This is a genomic window from Binatus sp. (SeqCode) (assembly GCF_035272065.1).
Classification (GTDB): domain Bacteria; phylum Desulfobacterota; class Binatia; order Binatales; family Binataceae; genus Binatus.
This window is the reverse complement of record NZ_DATEQZ010000029.1, coordinates 12,100-35,782: the sequence shown is the minus strand read 5'-3', so window position 1 is coordinate 35,782 and position 23,683 is coordinate 12,100. Positions and strand designations below refer to the sequence as shown.

The window sequence follows — 23,683 nt, the reverse complement described above, 5'->3', positions numbered from 1 at the left end:
GCAGGGCTGGCCCTGCCTTATGTTGACCGGCCGCGCATATACAATAAAACTGCATAAGCTAGATTCGAAGGAGCGTGACGCCGAAGCATGACCAAAGAATCACTGGGTGCAGGGCCGGCCCTGCAAATCAACAAGGTCGTAATTCTCGGCTCCGGCCCCGCCGGATTAACCGCGGCGCTCTATACGGCGCGCGCCAATTTGAGTCCGCTCTTGATCGAGGGGTACGAACCGGGTGGCCAGCTCACCATCACCACCGACGTCGAGAATTATCCCGGCTTCGAGCACGGCATCCAGGGGCCCGAGATGATGGACGTGTTCCGGCGCCAGGTGACTCGCTTCGGCACGCGGTTCGTCAGCGGCGCGGTAACCGAAGTGCGCTTCGGCAAGCGGCCGTTCGAACTCGTCGCGGACGACAAAGTGATCAAGGCCGATTCGGTGATCATTGCGACCGGCGCGACGGCCAAGCTGCTCGGAATCGAATCGGAAAAACGCCTGATGGGCTATGGCGTGAGCGCATGCGCCACCTGCGACGGCGCATTCTTCAAAAACAAGGAAGCGATCGTGGTGGGCGGGGGAGACACCGCGATGGAGGAAGCGACCTTCCTGACCCGGTTCGTCACCAAGGCCACCGTCGTACATCGGCGCGACGCGCTGCGTGCGTCGAAGATAATGCAAGATCGCGCGCGCAAGAATCCGAAGATCGCCTTCATCTGGGATTCGACGATCGAGGAAATCATCGGCGAGCAGAAAGCGGGCGTGAGCGGCGTCAAGTTGAAAAATCTGAAGACCGGCAAAATTACCGACATGAAGACCGACGCCGTATTCGTCGCGATCGGCCACAATCCCAACAGCGCGCTCTTCAAGGGCCAGCTCGAGATGGACGAGATCGGCTATCTGAAAGTAAAGCCGGGCTCGACCTACACCAACGTCGATGGGGTCTTCGCCTGCGGCGACGTCGTCGACAGCGTCTATCGCCAGGCCGTCACGGCGGCGGGCACCGGCTGCATGGCCGCAATCGACGCCGAACGCTGGCTCGAAGCCAAGGGCGAGTAGCCAACGAGATCCCTCTCCTGCGCGAAGACAAACTGTTTGAAAATGAAAAATCACCTGATTGTTGATTTTGGTTGACATGTTGCTTCCCCTGCATTTCTTCGTTGTTGTGAGCGAGTGATGAAGGAACACCTTGGGAGAGCGAGACGATCTGACGATCAAGGGAGTGAAGGTGAATTCGAGTGGTGAGTGCATATTGGTGGGAGTCGGGTCGCGCGGGCTGAGTGTGTTGGCGGGAGTAGGTGTCGCAGTCATCGTGAATAGTATTACATAGCGGGATGACAACGGTTGGCAGGGGTGACCCCTGCATCCAGTAATTTCTCGCGCTCCGTTGTCGCGCGAAGGCGGCCCATCGGCGTCGCTCAGGAGAGAGGCGCTCAACTTTAGAAAAGGGGAACTGGCCAAGGAGGTGGCCGGCGTATCTTCCCCTCGCCCAGTCAGGGAGAGGGGAAGAAATCCGAGCCGGCTTACGCAAAGCTCTCCTGAAAGGGCGAGGGGAAGAGAAGTTGTGGGCCTGCGGCCGACCAGGAACCGGGACCGGCTTTGCGGCGCGCGAGATGCAGCTTTACCACGGCAATACCGATAAACCCTTCCTACGCTCGGAAACGCCAAGCCAAAGAAGAAAGCCGGGATTCTTCGCTTCGCTCTGAATGACACAAGGAAAAACAGACGGCGTTTTGCGCACCTGCAGCTTGAGCCGCAGAACCCTCACCTACCGGCTGCGGCGATGAGCGGGGCGGGGTCGCCAAGCTGTTATCGCTGTGATAACAAACCCGCTTATGGCGCCAATATCTTTCCCGAAAGGATTTCTGTGGGGCACCGCCAGCGCGTCTTATCAAATCGAGGGCGGATGGAACGAAGACGGCAAGGGCGAGTCCATCTGGGATCGCTTCTCGCACACGCCCGGCAAGATTAAGCAGAGCGACACCGGCGACGTCGCGTGCGATTTCTACAACCGTCACCCGGACGATATCGCGTTGATGGCCGAGCTGGGGCTCAACGCCGCGCGAATTTCGCTCTCATGGCCGCGCATCATGCCCACCGGCAATGGCCCGGTGAATCAGAAGGGCCTCGACTTCTATCGCCGCGTCGTGGACCAAATGCTCCAGCGCAACATCCAGCCGTGGGTGACGCTCTATCATTGGGATCTGCCGCAGACGCTCGAGGACGCCGGCGGATGGCCCAATCGCGACCTCGCCGAATATTTCCGTGACTACGCCGCCGTCGTGGCCGACGCGCTCGGCGATCGCGTGAAGCACTGGATGGCATTCAACGAGCCGTGGATCTTCACGATTCTCGGTTACCACCTCGGTATACATGCGCCGGGACGCCGCGAACTCGGCGAGGCGATCAAGGCGACGCACACCGTCAATCTCGCGCAGGGCATGGCAATCAAGGCGCTGCGCGAATCGAAGAACCATCCCGAGGCAGTCGGCACCGCGTTCAGCATGTCGCCGGTCCATCCGGAAACCGGCTCGCTCGAGGATCGCACGGCGGCCGAGCGGTGGCATCGATTTTACAACAAGTGGTTTCTCGACACCGTGATGCACGGCAAGTATCCGGAGGCTTACCTGGAGGGTTCGATCGAGGATCACGTCGAGATCCGCGCCGGCGACATGGACTTGATCAAAGCTCCGCTCGATTTCATCGGAATCAACCTCTACACGCGCGCGGTAGTCGCGCACGATTCGCACGATCGCTACATGGGGGTGAAGCAGGTAAGGCCCGGCGGCGAAGAAGTCACCGAATTCGGCTGGGAAGTCTATCCGCAGGCACTGTCGGAAATGATCCTGCACGTCGCGAAAGATTACCCCGGCATCCCGATCTACGTGACCGAGAACGGATGCTCATACGGCGACGGCCCGGGCGCCGACGGCAAGATCAACGACCAGCGCCGCGTCAGCTTCCTGCGCCGTTTTATCGCCGAGGTCGGGCACGCGATGAAGGTGGGGGCCGACGTGCGCGGTTATTTTCTGTGGACGTTCACCGACAACTTCGAATGGGCCGAGGGATTCCAGCAGCGTTTCGGAATCGTGCACTGCGACTTCAAGACGCAGCAAAGAATCGTCAAGGAAAGCGGCCACTGGTACGCGAATCTCGCACGTACCGGGGCGCTGGATTTCGATCCGGTGATCTAGATGAGCGCGCGCAGCGCGCGAACTCGGAGACCGGAACCGGCGGCGCTTGCGGGCCGCTGTCCGAGATCCTTCCTGCCGCTCGCGTTGCTCGCTTCGTCAGGATGACAAAAGGGCTGTGATAACGTCGGTGCCGCGATGAGCGGCGGCGAATTCCTGATGTGGCTGCACCTGTGCGCGATGGCGTCCTACGTCGGCGCACAATTCGCCGTCATCTATATGCTGATTCCTGCCGCCGAGACCGCGCCCAACGAGCCCGCACGGCGCGCGAGCCTGATCGCGGGCTTCAAGTTCTACAACCCGTTCACGATTGGCGTGCTGGGAATTATTGTGATTAGCGGCGCAATGCGCCTGACGGATTTGAAAGCGTCGATGAAGTTCGACTACTTCGCGCGGATCGGTTCCGCGCTCGAACTGAAGTTGCTGCTCGCCTTCGTTCTCATCTTCATCCAGACCTACATCACCTTCGGACTGGCGTTTCGCATCGGCCGCCAGGAAGAGGTGGCCGCACATGGCGACGGCGAGGCGTTCACGGTCGAACAGCTCAACTCGATGCTGCGGCGAATCCGCGCGATGGCGTGGGTCACGATCCTGCTGGCAGCCGCTGTCATCTGGGTGTCACTCACGATGGTCTCGCGAGCGGTGGACGAGCCCGCCACCGCGTCGCGCATCTCCTCCGCGCGCGCCGAGGCTACTATGTTGGCGACGCGCGTCATGACCTAGTGCGCGAGCGCCAACAGCGAGCCGACGATGTACGCGACGGTGATGATGCCGAAGATCGCGCCTGGGATTTCGTTCAGCATGTTGTACTGCGCGAGCCGGGTCGCGGCACTGATTTCAACCGCTTCGTTGATCGCCGCGATTCCTGCGAGCCTGGCTTCTGTGGTTGATGCGTTCATTTCAAATTCCTCCCGTAACTTTCGGACGACTTCAGGCCAATGCCACCAGCGAGCTGATGACGTATCCGAGCGTGATCAGACCGAACACCACACCGGGCAGTTCGCTCAGCAGACTATTCTGCGCGAGCCGCGTTCCTGCGGTGGCTTCCACTGATTCATTCGAGTTGGCGAGCACTGCGAGTCTTGCTTCGTTGGTCGTTGCGTTCATTTTCTATCCTCCCCTATTCAGTGACTGACTTGGATACAGCAACCTATGTGCCATCGAGAAAACTCTCGATTTAGCAACAGTTCTGTACTTTCATCGTCTGGCTCTGACGGCAAAAAATGACGAAACATCAATAAATTCAATAGCTTGAACTGAATCCGCAAAATGCGAGACAATATTGAAGCAATTCCTATTTTCGCGGTAAATTTCCTTTTTCGCGAATTATGCGCAATAAGCAACCCGCAGCTATTTCGCTGCACACAGCCTCAGGGAAGCTCCCTCTTTGATCACCTCGACGCATCTGCGAAAGTGGCGTGATGGCGAGTGAAACTAATCAGGACGCGTCTCAATCCGACGGCAAAGCAACCGGCGGATTGAAGCCCACGACCGCGATGCTCATCGCCGACGCCAGCGCCGCGCCCGCCGAGCACCCGCATTTCATCCACAGCCTCGCGCTACACTTCGCGGAGACCGCGATCTTCCTGGTCGCCGTCGTCGGCGCGATCGCTTTGGGACTCGGCATCACCGCCTACTTCGCCGAGCATCACTACGTGCTCGCATATCTCGCCGCCTACGCGGGCTTTCGCTTTTCCGATTTGATTGTGCGCGAAGATGCCGAGGACAGTCCGCCGCGCAAGGAGCTCGGCCGCCGCATAGCCGCGCAGCTCCCGCTGCTCGCGACCTTCGCCGCTGCCCCGTTCGAGCGCACTTACATTTACGGCGGTTCGGCGCCCGCTTTCGTCAGCGCGCTGGGACTGTTACTCGAACTGCTCGGGATGTGGCTGGCGCTGGGCGCGCGCATCCAGCTCGGATTTTTCACTTCGGGACGTACCGCGGAGCATCCCGTGCTCGTCAAGCGCGGCTTCTATCGCTACATCAGGCACCCGATTTACGCCGGGACATTTCTGGTAACGTTTGGATGGACGCTTATTTACGGCGCGCCAGTCACCGCGATCCTGACGCTGATCATCGGAACAATCCTCGCGCAGCGGCAGATGAAGTCCGAAGAGGCCGCAATGAGCGCGAGCTTCGGCGAAGAGTACGACGCCTACCGCCGCGAAACCGACGCGCTGATTCCCGACATCTGGTAACCTCAGCGCCTGCGCGCTTCGAGCTGACACAGGATGAGCGAGCAGTAGTCGTCGCCGTCGCGGCGGCTGACAAACTTCGCACCGCATCTGGCGCATTCGCGAATCGATTCGCCAAGCTTCAGCCGCACCGTCAGCTCCGACTCGACGACCGAATCATCGCTCTTCGACGCGCGCGTCTTTCGCTCCCCTGCCGTCGCTCCCTCGGCAAGCAGCCTGCCATTCGCACCCATCAGCGCGAGTTCGTCAGCGCGATTGTTGGTCGCGTCGCTGTCGTGTCCGCGCACCCACTCGAATCGCACGCGCCGCGCCGCCACTTCAGCGTCAAGCATTTCCCACAAGTCCTGATTCTTGTTGCGCTTCCAGTGAAGCGTCATCGAATTCACGACGTACTGGCTGTCACTGCGCAGAATGACCTGGGCGCCGCGCTCCGTTGCACGTAGTCCCTCGACCGCGGCCGTCAGTTCCATTCGGTTGTTAGTGGTTGAATCGTCGTGGCCATTGAATTCGGTCACGACGCCATCGGGATCGCGCACCACGACTCCCCATCCGCCCGGACCAGGATTGCCAATGCACGAACCGTCGGCGTAAACGAGATATGCGCGAGACGACGCTGCCACGGCCCGATTCTAGCTGAGGCCGCGAGCTTTTCGCAGCCGCGTGAACCACTCGACGTATTGCCTCGCCGCCCGCTCCCACGAGAAATCCGACGCAAAGCAATTTGCCATCAGCGCCCTCCAGTCCGCGCGCTCCCTGAATATCGCCACCATCCGGCTCAGTGCCGCGACCATTTCAGCCGCCTCGAACTTGTCGAATGCAAAGCCGTTGCCGGTCCCCGCCGCGGGATCGAACTCGCTCACCGTATCGCGCAGCCCGCCGGTCGAGCGCACCACCGGCGCGGTGCCATAGCGCAGCGCGTACATCTGCGTTAGTCCGCACGGCTCGAATCGCGACGGCATCAGGAGGGCGTCGCTGCCGGCCTGGATTCGATGCGCCGTCGTGTTATTGAACTCGATTATCGCGCGAAGTTTTTCAGGGTAGCGCAACTCCGCGTCCTTGAAGAATTTCTCGAGCACCGCGTCGCCGCTCACCAGCATGACGAGTTGTAAATCCAGACGCATCACTGCGTCGAGCGCGTCCTTGAGCAGGTCAACGCCTTTTTGCCCGGTCATCCGCGTGACCATCCCGACCACCGGCCAATCCTCGCGGTTCGGCAGGCCGAGCGAATCGCGCAGCGCGCGCGTGCATTTGCGCTTGCCGCCGGGTTTCGCGGCCGTGTAGGTCGCCGCGATTTCGCGATCCTTGGCGGGATTCCATTCGTCGTAGTCGGCGCCGTTGAGGATTCCCACGAAATTCGCGCCCTTGTCGCGGATCACTCCCTCGAGCCCGAAGCCGAGTTCGGGGTCGGTCGTGATTTCTTGCGCGTAGGTCGGGCTCACAGTCGACGCGCCGTCGCACAGAACGATCGCGCCCTTCATCAGGTTCAGGTGATTGTAAAATTCCAGGTAATCGACCGAATTGTATGCCGCCTCGAGATTCAGCAGTGCGAAGTCCTCGCGCTTGCTGATTCCCTGGAACGCAAGATTGTGAATCGTGAACACCGACAGCGCATTCTTGAACCGTGGGCGAAGACCGTTGTCGGCGCGCATCGCAATCGGCGCGGCCGCCGAATGCCAATCGTGCGCATGCAGAATATCTGGCGCGACGACCTCCGCCGATACGATCGCAGCGGCGCGGCCAAAGAAGACGAAGCGCCGAATATTGTCGGGATAGTCCTTGCCGTTCTCGCCGTAGATCCCGCGCCGCTCGAAAAATCCGGGATGGTCGATCAGGTACATCGGCACGCCGTGCGGATCGGACGCGCGCAGCACCGAGAAACGCTCGACACCGGCGCCGAATCGCATCGGAACATCGCGTATCACCGGCGCGGTCTCGACGTTCTCCTTGATCGAAGCGTAGCCAGGGACGACCAGCGACGGCTCTTCGCCGGCCACCTTCAATGCGCCCGGCAGCGAACCGATCACATCGGCGAGACCGCCGGCTTTCGCATGGGGCGCAGCTTCCGCCGCAACGATCGCTATCTTCACGGGATCGAAGTTCCGGAGTCCGATCCCTCGCCCGTTATCTTACGGGAGAGGTTAGGTGAGGGTTCTGGGCTCATCGACGAGACCGGGAAAGGATCCGGGATTTCTTCGCTCCGCTCTAGAATGACAGAAAAGAGGAACACCGCAAAAAGTGATGAAACGGTTTGTGGCGAGGTCGCAAAACCCTCACCTAACCGGCCGCGAGGCGGCCGGCCTCCTCTCCCGTGAAAATAACGGGCGAGGCAGGAGTCGCTTCGCTCCGCAGGCAGCGCGGAGCCGGCTAGTTCAGGACGGTTCTTTCTGTGCGCGCCGCGGCCGCCGTTGGCGGTACGGCCTCTGCGCCCGGCTTCACGACGGCGCCGTCGCGCAGCGCGTGCCGAATGACCTCATCGACAGTGTCGACGAAAATCATCTCGAGCTCTTTGCGCACTTCGGGCTGGATGTCCTCGAGGTCGCGCTCGTTGCGCCGCGGCAGGATGATCGTCTTGATCCCCGCGCGCCTCGCTGCGAGCACCTTCTCCTTGATTCCGCCGACCGGAAGCACCTTGCCGCGCAGCGTTATCTCGCCGGTCATCGCGACGTCCGAGCGTACCGGCCGCCCGCTGAGCAACGAAGCCAGCGATGCCGCGATCGTCACACCGCCCGACGGCCCATCTTTGGGAATCGCGCCCGCGGGAACGTGAACGTGGATGTCGGATTTGTCGTAAAAATCAGGCGCGATTCCAAGCTCCGCTGCGTGGGTGCGCACGTACGAGAGCGCGGCCTGCGCCGATTCCTTCATCACGTCGCCGAGCGAGCCGGTGAGGTTGAGACCCTTCTGCCCGGTCATCCGCGTGCTCTCGATGAACATTATCTCGCCGCCGTTAGGCGTCCACGCCAGGCCAGTCGCAACCCCCGGCTCCTGCGTGCGCTCCGCGACTTCCGAAAAGAAGCGTGGCGCGCCGAGATACTTCTGCACGTCATCTCCGCTGACGACCGCCGGCGCAGTTTCACCTTCCGTAATCGACCGCGCGATCTTGCGGCACACGCGCGCGATCTCGCGCTCGAGATTTCTCAGCCCCGCCTCGCGCGTGTAGCTGTGGATTATCTCGCGCAGCGCCTCCTCCGAGAATTCGATCTTCTGATCGCCGAGTCCGTTCTCGTTGAGCTGCTTGGGGATCAGGTGACGCTGCACGATTTGCAGCTTCTCTTCCTCGGTGTATCCCGGCAGCTCGAGCACTTCCATTCTGTCCCGCAGCGCGTGCGGCACCGGGTCGAGCATATTTGCGGTGGTCAGGAACAGTACCTTCGAAAGATCGAACGGCACGTCCAGGTAATGATCCGAGAACGTGTTGTTCTGTTCCGGGTCGAGCACCTCGAGGAGCGCTGACGCCGGATCGCCGCGGAAGTCCATCCCGAGTTTGTCCACCTCGTCGAGGATGAACAGCGGATTGTTCGATCCCGCGTTGCGCAGCCCCTGGATAATTCTGCCCGGCAACGATCCGATATAAGTCCGGCGATGCCCACGAATCTCGGCCTCGTCGCGGATACCGCCGAGCGACAGCCGCACGAATTTCCGCCCGAGCGCCCGCGCGATCGACTTGCCCAGTGAAGTTTTGCCCGTGCCCGGAGGCCCGACGAAGCACAGGATCGGCCCCTTGGTGTCGTTCTTGAGTTTGCGCACCGCGAGAAACTCGAGGATGCGTTCCTTTATCTTTTCGAGATCGTAATGATCCTCGTCGAGCACCTGCCGCGCGTGCCGGATGTCGAGATTGTCCTCGGTCGAGATGCCCCACGGCAGACTCACGAGCCAGTCCAGGTAGGTGCGCACGACGGTGTGCTCCGCCGATTCCGGCGGGATCATCTTGAGGCGCTCGAGTTCCTTGTCCGCGACCTTGCGCGCCTCGGGCGACATCTTCGCCTCTTCGATCTTCTTTTCGATCTCTTCGACTTCGGATGTGCGCGCGTCGCCCTCACCGAGCTCTTTCTGAATCGCCTTGAGCTGCTGGCGCAGATAGTACTCGCGCTGATTTTTATTGAGCTCGGTCTGCACCTGCGACTGAATCTTGTGGCCGAGTTCGAGCATCTCGATCTCGCGCCCCAAAATCGCGATCAGCTTTTCCAGCCGCGCGCGAACGTCGAGGGTCGCCAGCAGATCCTGCGCCTCTTCGATCGGTATCTTCAGGTACGACGCGACCATGTCGGCCAGCCGGCTGGCCTCCTTGACCTGCATTGCCAGCACCTGCAATTCGTCGGGCAGGTACGGTACGAGAGAAACAAACTTCGAGAACTGGCTCACCAAGTGCGCATGCAGCGCGTCGATTTCCTTGTCGGATGCATCCGGCTCGACCAGCCGCGTCGCGTGCGCGAGGAAGTACGGCTCGCGCTGCGTGAACTGCCCCAACTCGATTCGCGCGAGTCCCTGCACCAGCACGCGCACGCTCTGATCGGGATAGCGAAGCATTTTGAGGATGCGCACGGCGGTGCCGCGCGGGAACAATCCCTCGGGCGCGGGCTGCTCGTCTTCCGGATTTTTCTGCGCCGCGAGCGCGATGACCTTGTTGGTCTGTCCGCAGTCCTCGATCAGCTTCAGCGACGAAGGCCGCGAAACCAGGAACGGATGTATCTGGCTTGGAAAAATCACGATGCCGCGCAACGGCAGCACCGGCAGGATCTCAGGAATCTCGGCCTTGCTCAGGTCCTCTTCAATCTCGAATCGTTTCTCCCCTTTGGGCTTGTCTGCCATAGGTCAATCAACCTCTTGGGGAAACCCCGCCACGCCTTCCACGCAACCCAAATTTCACCGTAATATACGGTGACGGCGCGGACAAGGTTACCTCTTATGTAAGAAGTTAATCACGGTGACCGGCTCGCGCTACTGACGAGGAAGCGTTGCCCAATATTGGATTTGATAGGTTATTCAGCGAGGAAGAGGCCAACGAGCTGATTCCGAGGCTGGAAATTCTGATGCGCCAGCTCCAGATGCAGGCGACGTCGTTGCGCGCGCGTATCGACGAATTATCGGTGGCCGATCCCTCGATTATGCACTCCGCGATGAGCGAAATCGTCGGGCGTTATCCCGAGTTGCGCTCGTTCGCGGCCAACATGGCCGACGCCGCCTCTCAAATCGAATCCTTCGGATGCATCCTCAAGGACATCGACCTCGGCCTCATCGATTTCCCCTACGACGCCGGCGACGAAGTCGTCTTCCTGTGCTGGCAATTCGGCGAGTCGCGCGTCGTCGCATGGCACAGCGTAGACACTGGATTCTCGGAGCGCCAGCCGCTGCCCGGCGCGCCCAACCGATGGCTCAACTGATCTCAGGCTAGTCTCTGGTCACTGAAAAAAATGATCATAGTTTTGTCGATTTACCTGGCAGCACTCGGATGCTGGCTCGGCGGAATTATCTTCTTCTCGTTCTTCACCGCGCCCGCCGTTTTCACGGTGCTTCAGCGCCACGAGGCCGGCCAACTGATCAGCACGATCTTCCCGCGCTACTACATGCTCGGCTACATCGTGGGGACGATCAGCCTGGTGCTGGCAATCTACTTCACGGCGGTCAACAGCCCCCGGATATGGTGGGGCGGCACGACGCTCGCGCTCGCAATCGCGCTGGGCATCACCTTCTACGCGGGCACCGTCATTCTGCCGCGCGCCGACGCACTCCGCTCAGTCACCGAAGATCCGAATCCCGACCCGGTCAAAAAAGCGGAGTTCGACAGCTTGCACCACAACTCGGTGATCCTCAACGGCACAGTGCTGCTGTTGAACATCGCCGCAATCGTCGGCACCGCGGGGGCGCTGACCGCGCGTGGCTGAACGTCGTTACAAGGCGGTCGTGATCGATCTGTTCGACACGCTCGTCACCTGGAATCCCGACGGGCTGCCGCTGATGCAATTCCGCGGGCGCGAAATTCGCAGCACGACCCCGCTGCTCTATCCCGCGCTGGAAACCGCGCTGGGCGAGCGCTTCGACCGCGAAAAATTCTCGGAGGCGCACGCATCGGTCTACGCCGAGATATTCACCGAGCGCGCAAAGCCGGACGCGCTCGAGATCACCTGTCTCGAGCGCTTTTCGCGCACGCTCAAAATCCTCGATGTCGACGAGCCGCAGGCGATGCCGCTCGCCGAAGATTTGCGCCGCATCCACATGGGACGCGTGCGCGAGGTCACCAAGGCGCCGCCTGCGCGCATCGACACGATGAAAAAAATCGCCAGGCACCATCGTGTCGGCCTGATTTCCAACTTCGACGATTCCGAGACCGGCCATCTCATCATGCACGACACTGGCATCCGCGAGCTGTTCGACGCGATCATCATCTCGGCCGACACCGGCTATCGAAAGCCCAACCCGCTCATCTTCAAGAAGATTCTCGACGCGATGCGCCTCGAGCCCGCCGACATCCTGTTCGTCGGCGACACCCCGCTCGACGACGTGCTCGGCAGCAAGGGCGTCGGCATGCATTCGGCGTGGATTCGCAGGCGCGGCCACGTGTTCCCCGAGGGAATCCCGGCGCCGGACATCACAATCTCGGACCTCGCGGAACTGCCCGCCGCGCTCGGCTTGCAAGAGTAACTCTGCCTAAGGCGGTCTCACAGAAAAAATGAAACGGCGGCTAGTTGTGGCGGTCATCGGCGCGGGTGATGCGCCGCGCGCCGTTTGCACGCTGGCATTCGCGCTCGGCCGCGAGATCGCGCGCCGCGGCGCCGTGCTGATAAACGGCGGGCGCACGGGTGTGATGGAATCCGCGGCGGCGGGCGCGCGCAAAGAAGGCGGGCGTACGATCGGGATCCTGCCGGGCTACGATCGCCGCACGGCAAATAGCTATATAGAATTCGCGATTGCTACCGGCATCGGCGAGGCGCGCAACGCCGTGATTGTGGCCAGCGCCGACGCGGTGATCGCGCTGGCCGGCGAAGGCGGCACGCTGGCCGAGATTGGTTTCGCAAAAAAATTCGGCAAGCCAATCGTCGCGCTGGATTCCTGGCCCGAGATCGACGGCCTGCATCGCGCCGAGACTCCCGCCGGCGCGGTCGCGCTCGCGCTCAAACTCGCCGTTTCAAATTCGCGACGGAGAAATTGAACGGCCGCTCAGGATCGAAGCCGCTTTATCAAACTGCTTGAACAAGCTCCGTTCTCCGCCGTGCTTGGCCTGAAGATCGAATCCGCCGCCAACGGCTCCGCCAAGGTGCGGATGCCCTTCGACTTGCGCATTCTCAACGAAGGCGGCCCCGCCGCCCCCATTCACGGCGGCGCGATAGCCGCGCTCGCCGACGTCGCCGCTTGCGCCGCGGTATGGAGCCTCGCCGCGACGACACGCACCGCAACCATCTCGCTCACCGTCAATTACACTGGCTTCGCCGTGAATTCCGATCTGATCGCCCGCGCGCGAGTGAAGCGCACCGGCAAGCGTATCGCGAGCCTCAGCGTGGAAATCACCGACGCGTCCAACGCACTGATTGCCGACGCGCTCGTCACCTACAAAATCGCGTAGCAGAGACCGCGGTTGAATCGTGGGGCGAGGTACGAAGGAGCGAACGCGCTTGCGCGCGAGATCCTTCGCTGCGCTCAGGATGACAGACAAAAAAATTCCTAACAGGGACGAAGTCCCGCATCTTTTCTTAAGAATGGGTGCAGGGGTCACCCCTGCCGAAGGAAGCGTGAAACCCAGCGCGGGTTTCACTACAATTGAGTTCTTATTCTCGAGGACGTGGAGAGGATGTGGAATATGTTGTTTCCCGGCATTCGATTGTGCCTGATTTGTATTCTCACCGCCGCTATATCTCTCACGCTGGCTCCTGCAGCCAGCGCGCTCAATGACGCTCCCGATGCGATGCCGACCGGCACGGAGACCCTGCTCTATTCCTTCGGCGTCGGGCCCAGCGCGGGCAAGTGCAAGATCAATGACGGCGCCGACCCCAAGGGCTCGCTGACCTACGTCCCCGCCACCGGACTGCTCTTCGGCCGCACTTCGACGACCACCTCGGCGGGCAACGGCGACGGCACGATTTTCCAGATCATGCCCGACGGCACCGGCTACGTAGTCGATCACTTCTTCACCGGCGCGAAGACTGATGGCAGCAATCCGCGGCACAACGCGATGACCCTCGTCGGTACCGTCCTCTACGGCACGACGTTCACCGGCGGCAAGCACAACAACGGCACCATCTTCAGCATCACCGACGACGGCACCTACTCGATGTCGCCGGTCTTCGACTTCGCCAAGACCGCCAAGAACAACGGCGGCGATCAGCCGCACAGTTGTTTCGTCGCCGCCGGCAGCGTGCTCTACGGCATGACCTCGCAGGGCGGCAAGCACGGCGGCTCGACCGGCGACGGCACCATCTTCTCGTTCGACACCTCCAGCAACACCTACACCGGGCTCTACTCCTTCGACGGCAAGCACGGCGCCGACCCGCACGGCCAGCTTATCCTCGATCCTAACGGCAGCACGTTCTACGGCATGACGCGCTCCGGCGGCAAGCACGACGTCGGCGTCGTCTTCTCGTTCGACATAAGCAAGAACAAATACAACGTGCTGCACAACTTCAGTTGCCCCGGCAACAGCACGCCCATGTGCATCGACGCTAACGACGGTGCGACTTCCGACCACGGCACGCTCGTGCAAAACAACTCGACGCTGTACGGCCTGACCACGTACGGCGGCAAGTACGGCAACGGCACACTGTTTTCGATTCACACCGACGGCAAGCACTTCACCATCCTGCAACAATTCGGAAAGCCCTCAACCAACGACGGCATAAATCCCTACGGCTCGCTCCTGCTCAATGGCACCACGCTCTTTGGCACCACCCGCCTCGGCGGCAGCAAGGGCAACGGCACCGTTTTTCAAATCGATACCGACGGCACCAACTACGATCGAATTTACGATTTTCAAGGCGGCAACGACGCCGCCAACCCCATCGACAACGTCATCCTGCTGGACAACACGCTCTATGGTATGACCGAAGCGGGCGGGCTATGCGGCAACGGCGCGATCTTCGCGCTCGTCCCGCCATAGAATTTTTGCGTGTCATCGACTCTGGAAAAAATCCGGCGCGCCGCGGCGCCCCACGGACTCAACCTGGTGGCGGCGACTCCCGTCGCGCGCTACGACATCGCGGTCAAGGAAATTTCGCGTGCCTCCGCGATCGATCCCGATTCACGCTCGATCGTCGTCATCGGAAACGGCGGCGGCGCGCTCTGGGCTTCACTGAAGTCCCACGCCGCGCGCCACCCCGGATGGTGGAATCGCGACAACCCTCTCGACGACTTCACCCGCGAAGTCGTTGAGCGCGACATCGCCGCCCCCGTCCGCGCCTCGGGCGCGCGATGCGTCACTGTTTACCCCTTCATGAGCAACGGCCCCACGCTCAACTTTATCGAGCTGGGCAAAGTCGCTGGCATCGCCGGGCCAAGCATTCTCGGCGTGACGGTACATCCGAAATACGGACCGTGGATCGCATTTCGCGCCGCGCTCCTGCTCGACGAAGAAATCGATTCACCAGGCGACGCGCTTGGCTTCGATCCGTGCCCCCGATGCACCGCGCGCAGTTGCATCCCAGCCTGTCCGGCCAACGCAGTGAATGCCCAATCCGGATGGGACATCCCCAAATGTCTGACGCATCGCGTCGAAGTCGAGACGGATTGCACCCCGCGATGCCACGCACGCGCCGGATGCGTCCTCGGCCCCGAGCATCGCTACCCCGACGACGAGCTCGCCTTTCATCAAATGCGCGCGCTCCGCTCGATGCGCCCGTACTACGAGGCGCACCTCAAACGCCCGTCCTGAGGCAGGCCTGCTGGAATCCGGGCGCGCACCCAAGCAACATGACCCTGTAAGCACCACCGTGAAACTCTCAATCATCGACCAGTGCCCCGTCCCAGCCGGCTTTACCACCGCCGACGCGTTCCGCAACACAATCGAGCTGGCGCGACTTGCCGATCGCCTCGGCTTCGAGCGCTACTGGATCGCCGAGCATCACGCGACCGGCGCGTTCGCGAGTCCCGCGCCCGAGGTGCTAATCGCGCGGGTAGGCGCCGAGACCTCGCACATCCGCGTCGGCTCGGGCGGCGTGATGCTCCCGCATTACAGCCCGATGAAAGTCGCCGAGAGTTTCCGCGTGTTGCACGCGCTCTATCCCGGCCGCGTCGATCTCGGCATCGGCCGCGCGCCGGGCGGCAGCCCGCTCGACTCATTCGCGCTGCGCCGCGACCGCAGCGCCCAACCGTCCGAAGACGACTTCCCCAAACAACTGCTCGAGCTTCTCGCCTTCCTGCACGGCGGCTTCCGCCCCGATCACGCCTTCAGCCGCATCGAGCTCTCGCCCGCGATGCCCGGGTCGCCCGACGTTTGGCTGCTCGGCTCCAGCATGTGGAGCGCGGCCGCCGCGGCTCAGCTCGGATTGCCCTACGCCTTCGCGCACTTCATCGATCCGACGCACACGCGCGCCGCGATCGAGTACTATCATTCGCACTTCAAGCCCTCGAACGAGCTCTCCACACCCGTCGCCATTCTGGGGATCAGCGCGATATGCGCGCCGACCGATGCCGAAGCTCAACGCATGGCGTCGAGCGTGCGCCTGTTCGTACGCCACGCGCGCCAGGGAATGCGCGGACCGATCCCCACGCCTGAGCAGGCCCTCGCCGAGCTGGGACCCGGACCGTTGCCCGCCGACGTGACGATGCGCGAGACGGGAGAATGGCCGCGCGCGATCATCGGAACGCCCGACCACGTCAGCAGCACACTGATCGACATCGCCAGCGTCCTGCACGTCGACGAAGTGATGCTCGTGACCGTAGTCCACGACCATCAGGCGCGCCTACGCTCTCACGAGCTCATGGCGCAAGCGTTCAGTCTGAAGCCTCGCTGAATCGTTACCCGACCGCGCGGATGCTCTCGACGATTCCTCGGCGCGCGAAATTTGCCGCCGGGATCGCGCCCGCCACAACGCCGATCAACAGCGCGAGCGACATGGCTCGCGCGAGAACCGCCGGGGGAAGAATCGTAAACAAGTCGATCGGACCGAGCGGTAGAATCGAAAACGGCATCAGCTTCGCCATCGCGTATGCCGTCGCACATCCCGCGACTCCTCCTGCCATCCCTATCGCCGTCGATTCTGTCAGCGTCAGCGCGACGACCAGCGACGGCCGAAACCCCAACGCCCTCATCACCGCCATCTCCTTGCGCCGCTCGCGCATCGCCATCATCATCGTATTCAGCGCCACCAGCGACATCGCGAACACCACCGCTCCAGCCACAGAGCCGAGAATCAGAAGCAGGGTCCTTAGATCGAAAAACGATGTGACCCAGGTCGCTTCAGAGGCGGTGTTGGTCTCGGCCGACGAATTGGCAAAGGTCTCGTCGATAGTCGCGATAGCTCCGGGCACTTCTTCCTTGCGATCCGCGATCGCGTAGTAGGCATTCACCCGCGACGTGGCGCCAAGGATCTCCTCCAAGTAGTCGCGCCGAAACAAAACCGCGTCGGGCGGCGCCAGCTTTCCCAGTTGCTCGCTGATCACCAGGCTCACGTCCACCGGATAGATACTGCCTTTCAGCATTATGTGATCGCCGATCTTCCATCCGTACTTGCGCATCGCGGCGGGCGCTACCAGGCACGCCGTCCGCGTGCGCTGTAACAGAGCCGAGCGCTCAGGAGTAATTCCCCAATCGGGCCACAGCGTCCCAACCGCGTCAGCGTCAACGCCGATGCCGATCTGATCGCTTGGTGAACGGTAGACGCCGCCGAAATACGTGACAGCGGAGACGGCTTCGATATGCGGAACGGCTTCTATCTTTTGCCTGTACGCCGCGGGCAGCGGATAAAAGAACCCCGATTTGTTCATCGCGACCAGCCGCCGCTCGGAGGCCGGACTGCTCACGAGATGCGACGCCACGTAGGGCAGGCTCGACAGCGTCGAGTAGGTGAACACGGCCAGCGCGATCGCGAAAATCGTCAGGGCGGTGCGCCTAAGGTTGCGTGAGAGGTTCCGCCACACGAGCTGCGCGTATTTCATCAAGCGGCCTTGCTCGATCCGGGCATGATTCCAGATCTACATCCTGATCGTGCTCCTCGTCGAGGCGGTGCGATCGCCCAAATTGCAAGCTGCGACAAGTGAATCGAATCGGCTCGCGACCCTAGCGCGAGGCTGGTAGCTCCTTGTCTGGAAGATCTTCGTCGAGGAATGGAACCACGATCTGCGCGATCTGCTCGCTCTCGCGAGTCCCGGGCATCGGGATATGGTCCGTGCCGTCGATGACGACGAACCGCGCGCCGGGAATGAGGTCCGCGACCTTTTTGCCGGATGCGAGCGGATTCATCTGGTCGTCACGCACCTGAATTATCAGCGTCGGCACGCGCACTTGCGCCGCGAAGGTCTTTACGTCGACGCTCTTTTGCGATGCAAAGAACGCTGCAAAATCCTCCGGCGTTACGGACTCGCCGGTCACCTCGCTGAAGAAACGCTTCTCAACTTCGCTTGCGCTGGGCATTACGAAAGAAGCAAACAGTTCACGAATCGGGGCGTTTCCCCATCCATTCGCGACCAATGTTGTTCCAGCATCCCTCATTTGCCGCTGATCCGGGCTGAGACTCGGATCGCGGCCGTTGTCGACGTCGCCGGCGTACAGAATCATGCGCGTGACACGCTCAGGATGCTTTGCCGCATAAGCTATCGCCACCTGGCAGCCGGCCGAAATGCCATACAGCGCGAACCTGTTCAGCTTGAGCGTGTTTACTACGGCCTCCAGGTCGCGCAGGCGCGCTTCCACTGAATAGTCCTTCAGCCCTCGATCGGACATTCCGAAGCCGCGCCCGTCATATTGAACCACCGTATGGCGAGCTATCAAAGGTTTCAGAAATGCCGAGTTATAGGTCGGGCTGAAGAGCCCGAGCTTCAGATGGGTCAGCATTCCCACCGCGATTACCACCGGCGGGCCCTTGCCCGATGTGCCGTAGGCGATTCGGACTCCATCGCTGGTCGTGCAGTAAGCAATTTTCTGGTTGACCTCCGGCGGCAGCATTCGCGGCACGTAGATTCGGGCCAGCGTGGCGACTTCATTGTAGAGCAGCTCGTAACTCAGAACGGCCGCTGCTACCGCGACGAGCAATAGAACGAGTCTGCGGCGCGGCAGGCGTCGTCGAGCACCAGCGCCAGGACCTCCTTCTAACGCCATGCCGGGCATTGCCATGGCATACACACCTATAGGTCTGCTTACGTTCTTGAGAATCTTCTCGCCAAGAAATTTCGCGGGCAGTCCCGGCTGGTTACGAATCTCGTCGTAAACCCGCTCCGAGATGCAGATGCCCCCGGGCGGTGCCAGCGCATGAATTCGCGACGCGACGTTGATACCGTCTCCCAGCACGGTGTTGTCCGTAAATACAACGTCGCCGACGTGGACGCCGATTCGTACGCTGAACTCAATGTTGTCTTCCAGCGCAGCTTGCATCTCGCATGCGCACCTGACCGCGTCCACCGCGCTATGAAAGCCCGTCAGAATGCCATCGCCGGCGTCGCCAAGGATTCGGCCGTTGAACTTCGGCAACACCGAGTGCAGCAGCTCGTTGTGCATCTTAACCGCGCGGAGCCCCTCCTGCTCGTCGCGGCCCATGATCAACGTGTATCCCGCGATATCGCTGAACATGATCGCGGCCAGCTCGCGCGTGGGATTGGTTGATGTGTCGGATGTGATCGGCATCCGGATGCCTCTCTCGCTGGAGAACGATTGCGCGCCAGATACTACTCCGCGCGCCGCCATGCCGCGATGCGTTCGCCGTGCCATTGACGCAGGCGCGAGCACGCCCTAAAGAAGGAGCACGCTGGGGGGCCGGAGGAATTAGGATGGCCATCGACGCAAGCAAACTTCAGGAACTAATCGGCAAAATGCTCGGCGACGTTGGCGCCGCGATGGGCACGGCGCTCGTGCTGCTCGGCGACAAGTTTGGACTTTACAAAACTCTCGCCGCCGCAGGACCGCTGACGCCCGCCGAACTCGCGTCGAAGACCGGCACCGTCGAGCGCTACGTGCGCGAATGGACCGCCGCACAGGCCGCCGCCGGTTACATCAACTACGATGCCGCGTCCGGCCGCTTTTCGATTTCGCCCGAGCAGGCTCTGGTGCTCGCCGATGAAGGCGGTCCGGCATTTTTTCCCGCCATGTACGAGATCGCAGCCGCGTCTATCCGCGATGAACCCAAAGTCGCGGACGCGTTTCGCAACGGCGGCGGCGTCGGATGGCACGAACACGACCCTTGCCTGTTCCGCGGCACCGAGCGCTTCTTCCGCCCCAGCTACGCGATGCATCTGGTCTCCGAATGGATTCCCGCGCTCGATGGCGTCCGCGAGAAACTCGAGCGTGGCGCACGCGTCGCGGACGTCGGATGCGGCCACGGCGCGTCGACAGTCCTGATGGCGAAAGCGTTCCCGAAATCACGCTTCTTCGGCTTCGACTATCACGAGCCGTCGATCGTCCGCGCCCGTGAACTCGCGCGCGCCGAGGGCGTCGCCGATCGCGTTAGCTTCGAGCGCGCTTCAGCCAAGGAATATCCGGGGACCTTCGACCTGGTCGCGTTCTTCGACTGCCTGCATGACATGGGCGATCCAGTCGGCGCGGCCGCGCATGTGAAAAGCACGCTCGCCGAAGACGGAACCTGGATGGTCGTCGAGCCGTTCGGCAGCGACCGCCTCGAGGACAACCTCAATCCGATCGGACGGCTGTTCTATGCCGCATCGACGATGATTTGCGTGCCGGCGTCGCTGTCACAGGAAGTCGGACAGGGCCTCGGCGCGCAAGCTGGAGAAGCGCGCCTGCGCCAAGTGCTCGCAGCGGGAGGGTTCTCCCGCGTACGCCTCGCCACCGCGACGCCCTTCAACCTGGTGCTCGAAGCGCGCTCATGAACCGGGCGTTCGAGCTCAGTAGGCGACGGCTTCGCCGCTTTCGATCAAGCTTGACCGGCAGACCTTCGACCTCTTTCGGCGCTGCGTCCTGCACCTGCGGCGTCAGCTTCTTGACGAAGACTTCGATCGCGGCTTGGCCTGGTTGATCGCCAGCCGCGACTGCAGTGCCGACCGCCCCCGGGATGCTCATAAGCGCGTCCTCGTGCCGGTCGCGAACCGCCTTGGCCGATGCCACCACCTCTTTCGACATACCCACATTCGCCGACAACACATCTGCCTGCGCCGTATCGGATGCCGGCGGAGGGGTGCAAGTGCCCACCATCGAAACGTCAAGCTTGCTAAGCACTTCGGAAATTGGATTGGCTATTGTGGTTGATCCGTTAGAAAAGCCCGCAAACAGCAAAGCGACCGCCTGAGGGCAATCATTCTCGGTTACGATTAGCGATCCAGAGTCGCCGAGTTGGCTGAATACGGGGGTTTCGGTGCTGCCAGTTACGAGAATCTGGTTGACGAATCTAGCCAATTTCGGCTTCTTGGGATTATCTGAGTAGTTTACCGTCACGTTGGCGTCCAACGCCGCAACGATTCCGGTCGTAATGCAACTCGTACGGCCCATTTTCTGCACAGCCATCCCGATCGTTGGTGCACCGACCACAGAGCTTGCGATCTCTCCGATAAAGAGGATTTCGGGGCTCACATCTCCCGGGTCGACCTCCGCAATGGCTGCGTCAACAGTGTTCTTGCCGCCGCCGAACTTGAGTTTGACCTTGCGACTGAGCGCTGCGACCGCATTGCTCGAGGCCTGCACGCATTCCACGTCCACCAGGCCGGGCTGCACGATGAGCTGGCCGGGTTTAGCCTTGTTTTGGTTCGCGATCACATGATTATTGCTGAGGACGTATTGAATATCGTTTGAATCCTGGACCATCGACCCCAGCGTCCCACTGAAACAACCGGTCACCTTTCCCTTTTTTGCTCTTGATGAGCGAGTTGATATTTCCGCCAGAAGTGCCGAGCGGAATCGGGCGGCTCAGCGCCGTTTGCTGAATTGCCGGTGTGACTGCACCCATCGGCGGACGCGTCTTGTGGCGTGGACGCAACACTCACAGCAAGCATACAAGCAACCAGTGCCGCTGCCTTCATCTTGAACCTCATAGTTTTCTCCCCATTACTCCCCATCTTTCCACCTCTTTAGAATCAGGACCGGACTTGATCACGCACTGACAGCAAGATTTGCACCAGAGACCTGTATCTCACTCGCAGAAACGCACTAATGAATGCTAATCGCCCTTTTAACCAGCATTGAGTTGCGATCACATAGCATTCATCAATCAAGGCTTGCGACGAAATCACACGGAATTAGGACCCCCCTCAGCATCGCGGACGACGCCATTATTTTCAGCTCTGGTGCCTCGATGGGCCGTATGATGCTCAAGCGTCGCGCGAGAATCAACTAGGTAATCGCGCAGAAGCGACATTTTGTGTACAGACGAACGTCTAGATTGGAGGATGCTTGTCCTTCCAAGGGCGCGCGCGCTCGAACTCGGCTGCCAGCGCGATTATGCCCGCCTCGTCGCCCGGGCGGCCGACGATTTGGAGCGCGAGCGGCAGCCCCGCCTTGCTGAATCCGTTGGGCACTGAGATGGCCGGCTGACCGGTCGAGTTGAACGGAAACGTGAACGCGATCCACGCATAGATCTCGTCGGCGCCTGTGGCGGGGTTCGAAGCCAAGGTGCCCAGCCGTACCGCGGGCCGGGTGAGCGTCGGTGCGATCAGCGCGTCGTACGGCATGAGCGCGTGGATGATTTCGCGCGACGTATTGTGCATCCCGGTTACGGCGCGGATGTAGTCGGCAGCGGAAATTTTCCCGCCCCATTCGTAGCTTCCGCGCACCACGGGATCGAGCAGCTCGGGATTCGGAATATTCAGTGCGGAGACCGACGCGCCGACGATCACGCGCGCAAATTTGCCGAGCATCGCGCCGGGATCGAGCGTCATCGGCTCGATGCTATGCCCCATCTCGCGCAACACGCCGCAAGCGGCCTCGAGCGCGGCTAGAGTTTCGGCGTCCACCGGCCCGAGCGCGCTGTGGTTGATAAGCGCGAGCCGAAGTTTCTTCGGATGCGCCATGACTTCCTCGACGAATGGACGCGCAGGCGGCCGCGCCGCGTACGGATCGCCGGGCATCATCCCCGCCATCGCATCGAGCATCAACGCCGCGTCGCGGACGGTGCGCGCAATCGGGCCTGTAGTGGATAGTCCTGCCCACGCTTCGCCCTCCGACGGCGAGCGCGTGATTCGCCCGCGCGACGGCTTGATTCCGACCAGCCCGCAGCATGCTGCGGGGATTCGCACCGATCCACCGCCGTCGCTGCCTTGGGCAATGGGATGCAATCCCGCGGCAACGGCAGACGCGGAACCCCCGCTTGAACCGCCTGCCGTATGTTCGAGGTTCCATGGATTTCGCGCAGGCGGACAAAGACCGCCTTCAGTGGTCGGCCGCAGGCCGAACTCCGGCGTGGTCGTTTTGCCGAGCAGGATTCCGCCGGAATTCGCCAGCCGCACCGCGAGTTCCGCGTCTGCCGGCGCGTACCAGTTCTCGTAGTTCTTCGAGCCGAAGGTGGTGCGAATATCCTTCGTCCAGAGCAAATCCTTGAGCGAATACGCGACACCGAACAGCGGCAGCTTGGCCGCCTCCGAAGGGTTCATCTTTTCGAGCCGCGCCGCATCCGCCAGCGCACGCTCGGCGGTGACGGTCATGAACGCACCTAGCTTCGGATTCAGCTTCTCAACGCGCGCAAGAAAAAACTCGGCAACCTCGCGCGGCTTAACTTCTTTCTTGAGAACCAGTTCGCGCAGATCCCACGCTTCGATAAATGGGTTGAGCATCACGTTCACCTCCGGGGAAAAATCCTAGTTAGCCCAAAACGCCGCCGCCCGCCAACGCGGCGTCGCAATCGGGAGATGAGAACACTTTATTGAATGTGAACCCCGCGGTGGGTTTCACACTTCCTTCGGCAGGGGTGACCCCTGCACCGGTATTAGGAGAGGGTGCGGGACTTCGTCTCAGTTAGAAGGGGTTAAGGGCGGAGGCGAAGGTCCGTCTCTTACCTCGCCCGTTACTCTACGGGAGAGGCAGCCGGCCGCAACGCGGCCGGTAGGTGAGGGTTCTGCGAGCACATCACAAAAGCCGGCAGCTTACTCTTTTGCTTCGTCTTACTTTTGTGTCATCTCTCGGCTTCGTTCGCGATGACACAATGATAAGACTTACCAAACGGAGAGAATCTGATTGCTTGGTTCAGCGATTCTTTGGACGCATGTTGCCGCTGGCGCGATTTGGGTTGG

Annotated in this window: 22 protein-coding genes; 13 read left to right on the top strand and 9 right to left on the bottom strand. The window is 61.4% G+C overall.

Features of this window, described 5'->3' with window-relative positions; translation table 11 throughout:
• Nucleotides 1-87 precede the first annotated feature (87 nt).
• The 3 genes from trxB (at nucleotide 88) to VJX68_RS04900 (ending at nucleotide 3,908) form a co-directional block, all read left to right on the top strand.
• Complete coding sequence (trxB, locus tag VJX68_RS04910; RefSeq protein WP_324094541.1) at nucleotides 88-1,053, top strand: thioredoxin-disulfide reductase; 966 nt, start codon at nucleotides 88-90, stop codon at nucleotides 1,051-1,053.
• Between the two features lie 776 nt (nucleotides 1,054-1,829).
• Nucleotides 1,830-3,188, top strand: a complete 1,359-nt coding sequence (locus VJX68_RS04905) for a GH1 family beta-glucosidase (RefSeq protein ID WP_324094540.1) — start codon at nucleotides 1,830-1,832, stop codon at nucleotides 3,186-3,188.
• A 135-nt stretch (nucleotides 3,189-3,323) separates the two neighbouring features.
• Nucleotides 3,324-3,908, top strand: coding sequence for a hypothetical protein (locus tag VJX68_RS04900; protein WP_324094539.1), 585 nt, complete (start codon nucleotides 3,324-3,326; stop codon nucleotides 3,906-3,908).
• Here VJX68_RS04900 and VJX68_RS04895 read toward each other — a convergent pair.
• Entirely contained in the window at nucleotides 3,905-4,084 is a 180-nt protein-coding gene (locus VJX68_RS04895; RefSeq protein ID WP_324094538.1) for a hypothetical protein, read from the bottom strand. The genes VJX68_RS04900 and VJX68_RS04895 overlap by 4 nt on opposite strands.
• A gap of 31 nt (nucleotides 4,085-4,115) precedes the next feature.
• Complete coding sequence (locus VJX68_RS04890; protein WP_324094537.1) at nucleotides 4,116-4,292, bottom strand: hypothetical protein; 177 nt, start codon at nucleotides 4,290-4,292, stop codon at nucleotides 4,116-4,118.
• A 314-nt stretch (nucleotides 4,293-4,606) separates the two neighbouring features.
• On the opposite strand from VJX68_RS04890, the gene VJX68_RS04885 reads away from it, so the two are divergent.
• Entirely contained in the window at nucleotides 4,607-5,380 is a 774-nt protein-coding gene (locus tag VJX68_RS04885) for a methyltransferase family protein (RefSeq protein WP_324094536.1), read from the top strand.
• A gap of 2 nt (nucleotides 5,381-5,382) precedes the next feature.
• On the opposite strand, the gene VJX68_RS04880 is transcribed toward VJX68_RS04885, so the two are convergent.
• From VJX68_RS04880 to lon, 3 genes are all read right to left on the bottom strand, one after another.
• Entirely contained in the window at nucleotides 5,383-5,997 is a 615-nt protein-coding gene (locus tag VJX68_RS04880) for a ribonuclease H family protein (protein WP_324094535.1), read from the bottom strand.
• A 9-nt stretch (nucleotides 5,998-6,006) separates the two neighbouring features.
• On the bottom strand, nucleotides 6,007-7,464 hold the full coding sequence (gene glgA, locus VJX68_RS04875) for a glycogen synthase GlgA (protein WP_324094534.1): 1,458 nt from the start codon (nucleotides 7,462-7,464) through the stop codon (nucleotides 6,007-6,009).
• 277 nt (nucleotides 7,465-7,741) lie between these two features.
• Complete coding sequence (gene lon / locus VJX68_RS04870; protein ID WP_324094533.1) at nucleotides 7,742-10,186, bottom strand: endopeptidase La; 2,445 nt, start codon at nucleotides 10,184-10,186, stop codon at nucleotides 7,742-7,744.
• A gap of 146 nt (nucleotides 10,187-10,332) precedes the next feature.
• Here lon and VJX68_RS04865 point away from each other — a divergent pair, with 146 nt between their 5' ends.
• From VJX68_RS04865 to VJX68_RS04830, 8 genes are all read left to right on the top strand, one after another.
• A complete protein-coding gene (locus tag VJX68_RS04865) occupies nucleotides 10,333-10,758 on the top strand; it encodes a DUF2203 domain-containing protein (protein WP_324094532.1) in 426 nt (141 codons plus the stop codon).
• A 30-nt stretch (nucleotides 10,759-10,788) separates the two neighbouring features.
• Nucleotides 10,789-11,259, top strand: a complete 471-nt coding sequence (locus tag VJX68_RS04860; protein ID WP_324094531.1) for a DUF4149 domain-containing protein — start codon at nucleotides 10,789-10,791, stop codon at nucleotides 11,257-11,259.
• Nucleotides 11,252-12,016: an HAD family hydrolase gene (locus VJX68_RS04855; protein ID WP_324094530.1), complete on the top strand. Its 765-nt coding sequence runs from the start codon at nucleotides 11,252-11,254 to the stop codon at nucleotides 12,014-12,016. The genes VJX68_RS04860 and VJX68_RS04855 overlap by 8 nt, the downstream gene beginning before the upstream one ends.
• Before the next feature lie 28 nt (nucleotides 12,017-12,044).
• On the top strand, nucleotides 12,045-12,524 hold the full coding sequence (locus tag VJX68_RS04850; protein WP_324094529.1) for a TIGR00725 family protein: 480 nt from the start codon (nucleotides 12,045-12,047) through the stop codon (nucleotides 12,522-12,524).
• Between the two features lie 27 nt (nucleotides 12,525-12,551).
• Nucleotides 12,552-12,935 (top strand): PaaI family thioesterase, encoded by a 384-nt coding sequence (locus VJX68_RS04845; protein WP_324094548.1) that lies wholly within the window; start codon nucleotides 12,552-12,554, stop codon nucleotides 12,933-12,935.
• A gap of 234 nt (nucleotides 12,936-13,169) precedes the next feature.
• Complete coding sequence (locus VJX68_RS04840; protein ID WP_324094528.1) at nucleotides 13,170-14,462, top strand: choice-of-anchor tandem repeat GloVer-containing protein; 1,293 nt, start codon at nucleotides 13,170-13,172, stop codon at nucleotides 14,460-14,462.
• A gap of 9 nt (nucleotides 14,463-14,471) precedes the next feature.
• Entirely contained in the window at nucleotides 14,472-15,233 is a 762-nt protein-coding gene (locus VJX68_RS04835) for a hypothetical protein (RefSeq protein ID WP_324094527.1), read from the top strand.
• Nucleotides 15,234-15,291: 58 nt separating this feature from the next.
• Complete coding sequence (locus VJX68_RS04830; RefSeq protein WP_324094526.1) at nucleotides 15,292-16,314, top strand: LLM class flavin-dependent oxidoreductase; 1,023 nt, start codon at nucleotides 15,292-15,294, stop codon at nucleotides 16,312-16,314.
• 4 nt (nucleotides 16,315-16,318) lie between these two features.
• Here the strand turns inward: VJX68_RS04830 and VJX68_RS04825 are convergent, their stop codons facing one another.
• Nucleotides 16,319-17,458: an ABC transporter permease gene (locus tag VJX68_RS04825; protein ID WP_324094525.1), complete on the bottom strand. Its 1,140-nt coding sequence runs from the start codon at nucleotides 17,456-17,458 to the stop codon at nucleotides 16,319-16,321.
• Between the two features lie 121 nt (nucleotides 17,459-17,579).
• A complete protein-coding gene (locus tag VJX68_RS04820; protein ID WP_324094524.1) occupies nucleotides 17,580-19,223 on the bottom strand; it encodes an alpha/beta fold hydrolase in 1,644 nt (547 codons plus the stop codon).
• 59 nt (nucleotides 19,224-19,282) lie between these two features.
• Here VJX68_RS04820 and VJX68_RS04815 point away from each other — a divergent pair, with 59 nt between their 5' ends.
• Complete coding sequence (locus VJX68_RS04815) at nucleotides 19,283-20,338, top strand: class I SAM-dependent methyltransferase (protein ID WP_324094523.1); 1,056 nt, start codon at nucleotides 19,283-19,285, stop codon at nucleotides 20,336-20,338.
• Here the strand turns inward: VJX68_RS04815 and VJX68_RS04810 are convergent.
• Nucleotides 20,310-21,266 (bottom strand): Nal1-like putative serine protease, encoded by a 957-nt coding sequence (locus VJX68_RS04810; protein WP_324094522.1) that lies wholly within the window; start codon nucleotides 21,264-21,266, stop codon nucleotides 20,310-20,312. The genes VJX68_RS04815 and VJX68_RS04810 overlap by 29 nt on opposite strands.
• Nucleotides 21,267-21,835: 569 nt before the next feature.
• Nucleotides 21,836-23,227, bottom strand: a complete 1,392-nt coding sequence (locus VJX68_RS04805; RefSeq protein WP_324094521.1) for an amidase — start codon at nucleotides 23,225-23,227, stop codon at nucleotides 21,836-21,838.
• Between the last annotated feature and the right edge of the window lie 456 nt (nucleotides 23,228-23,683).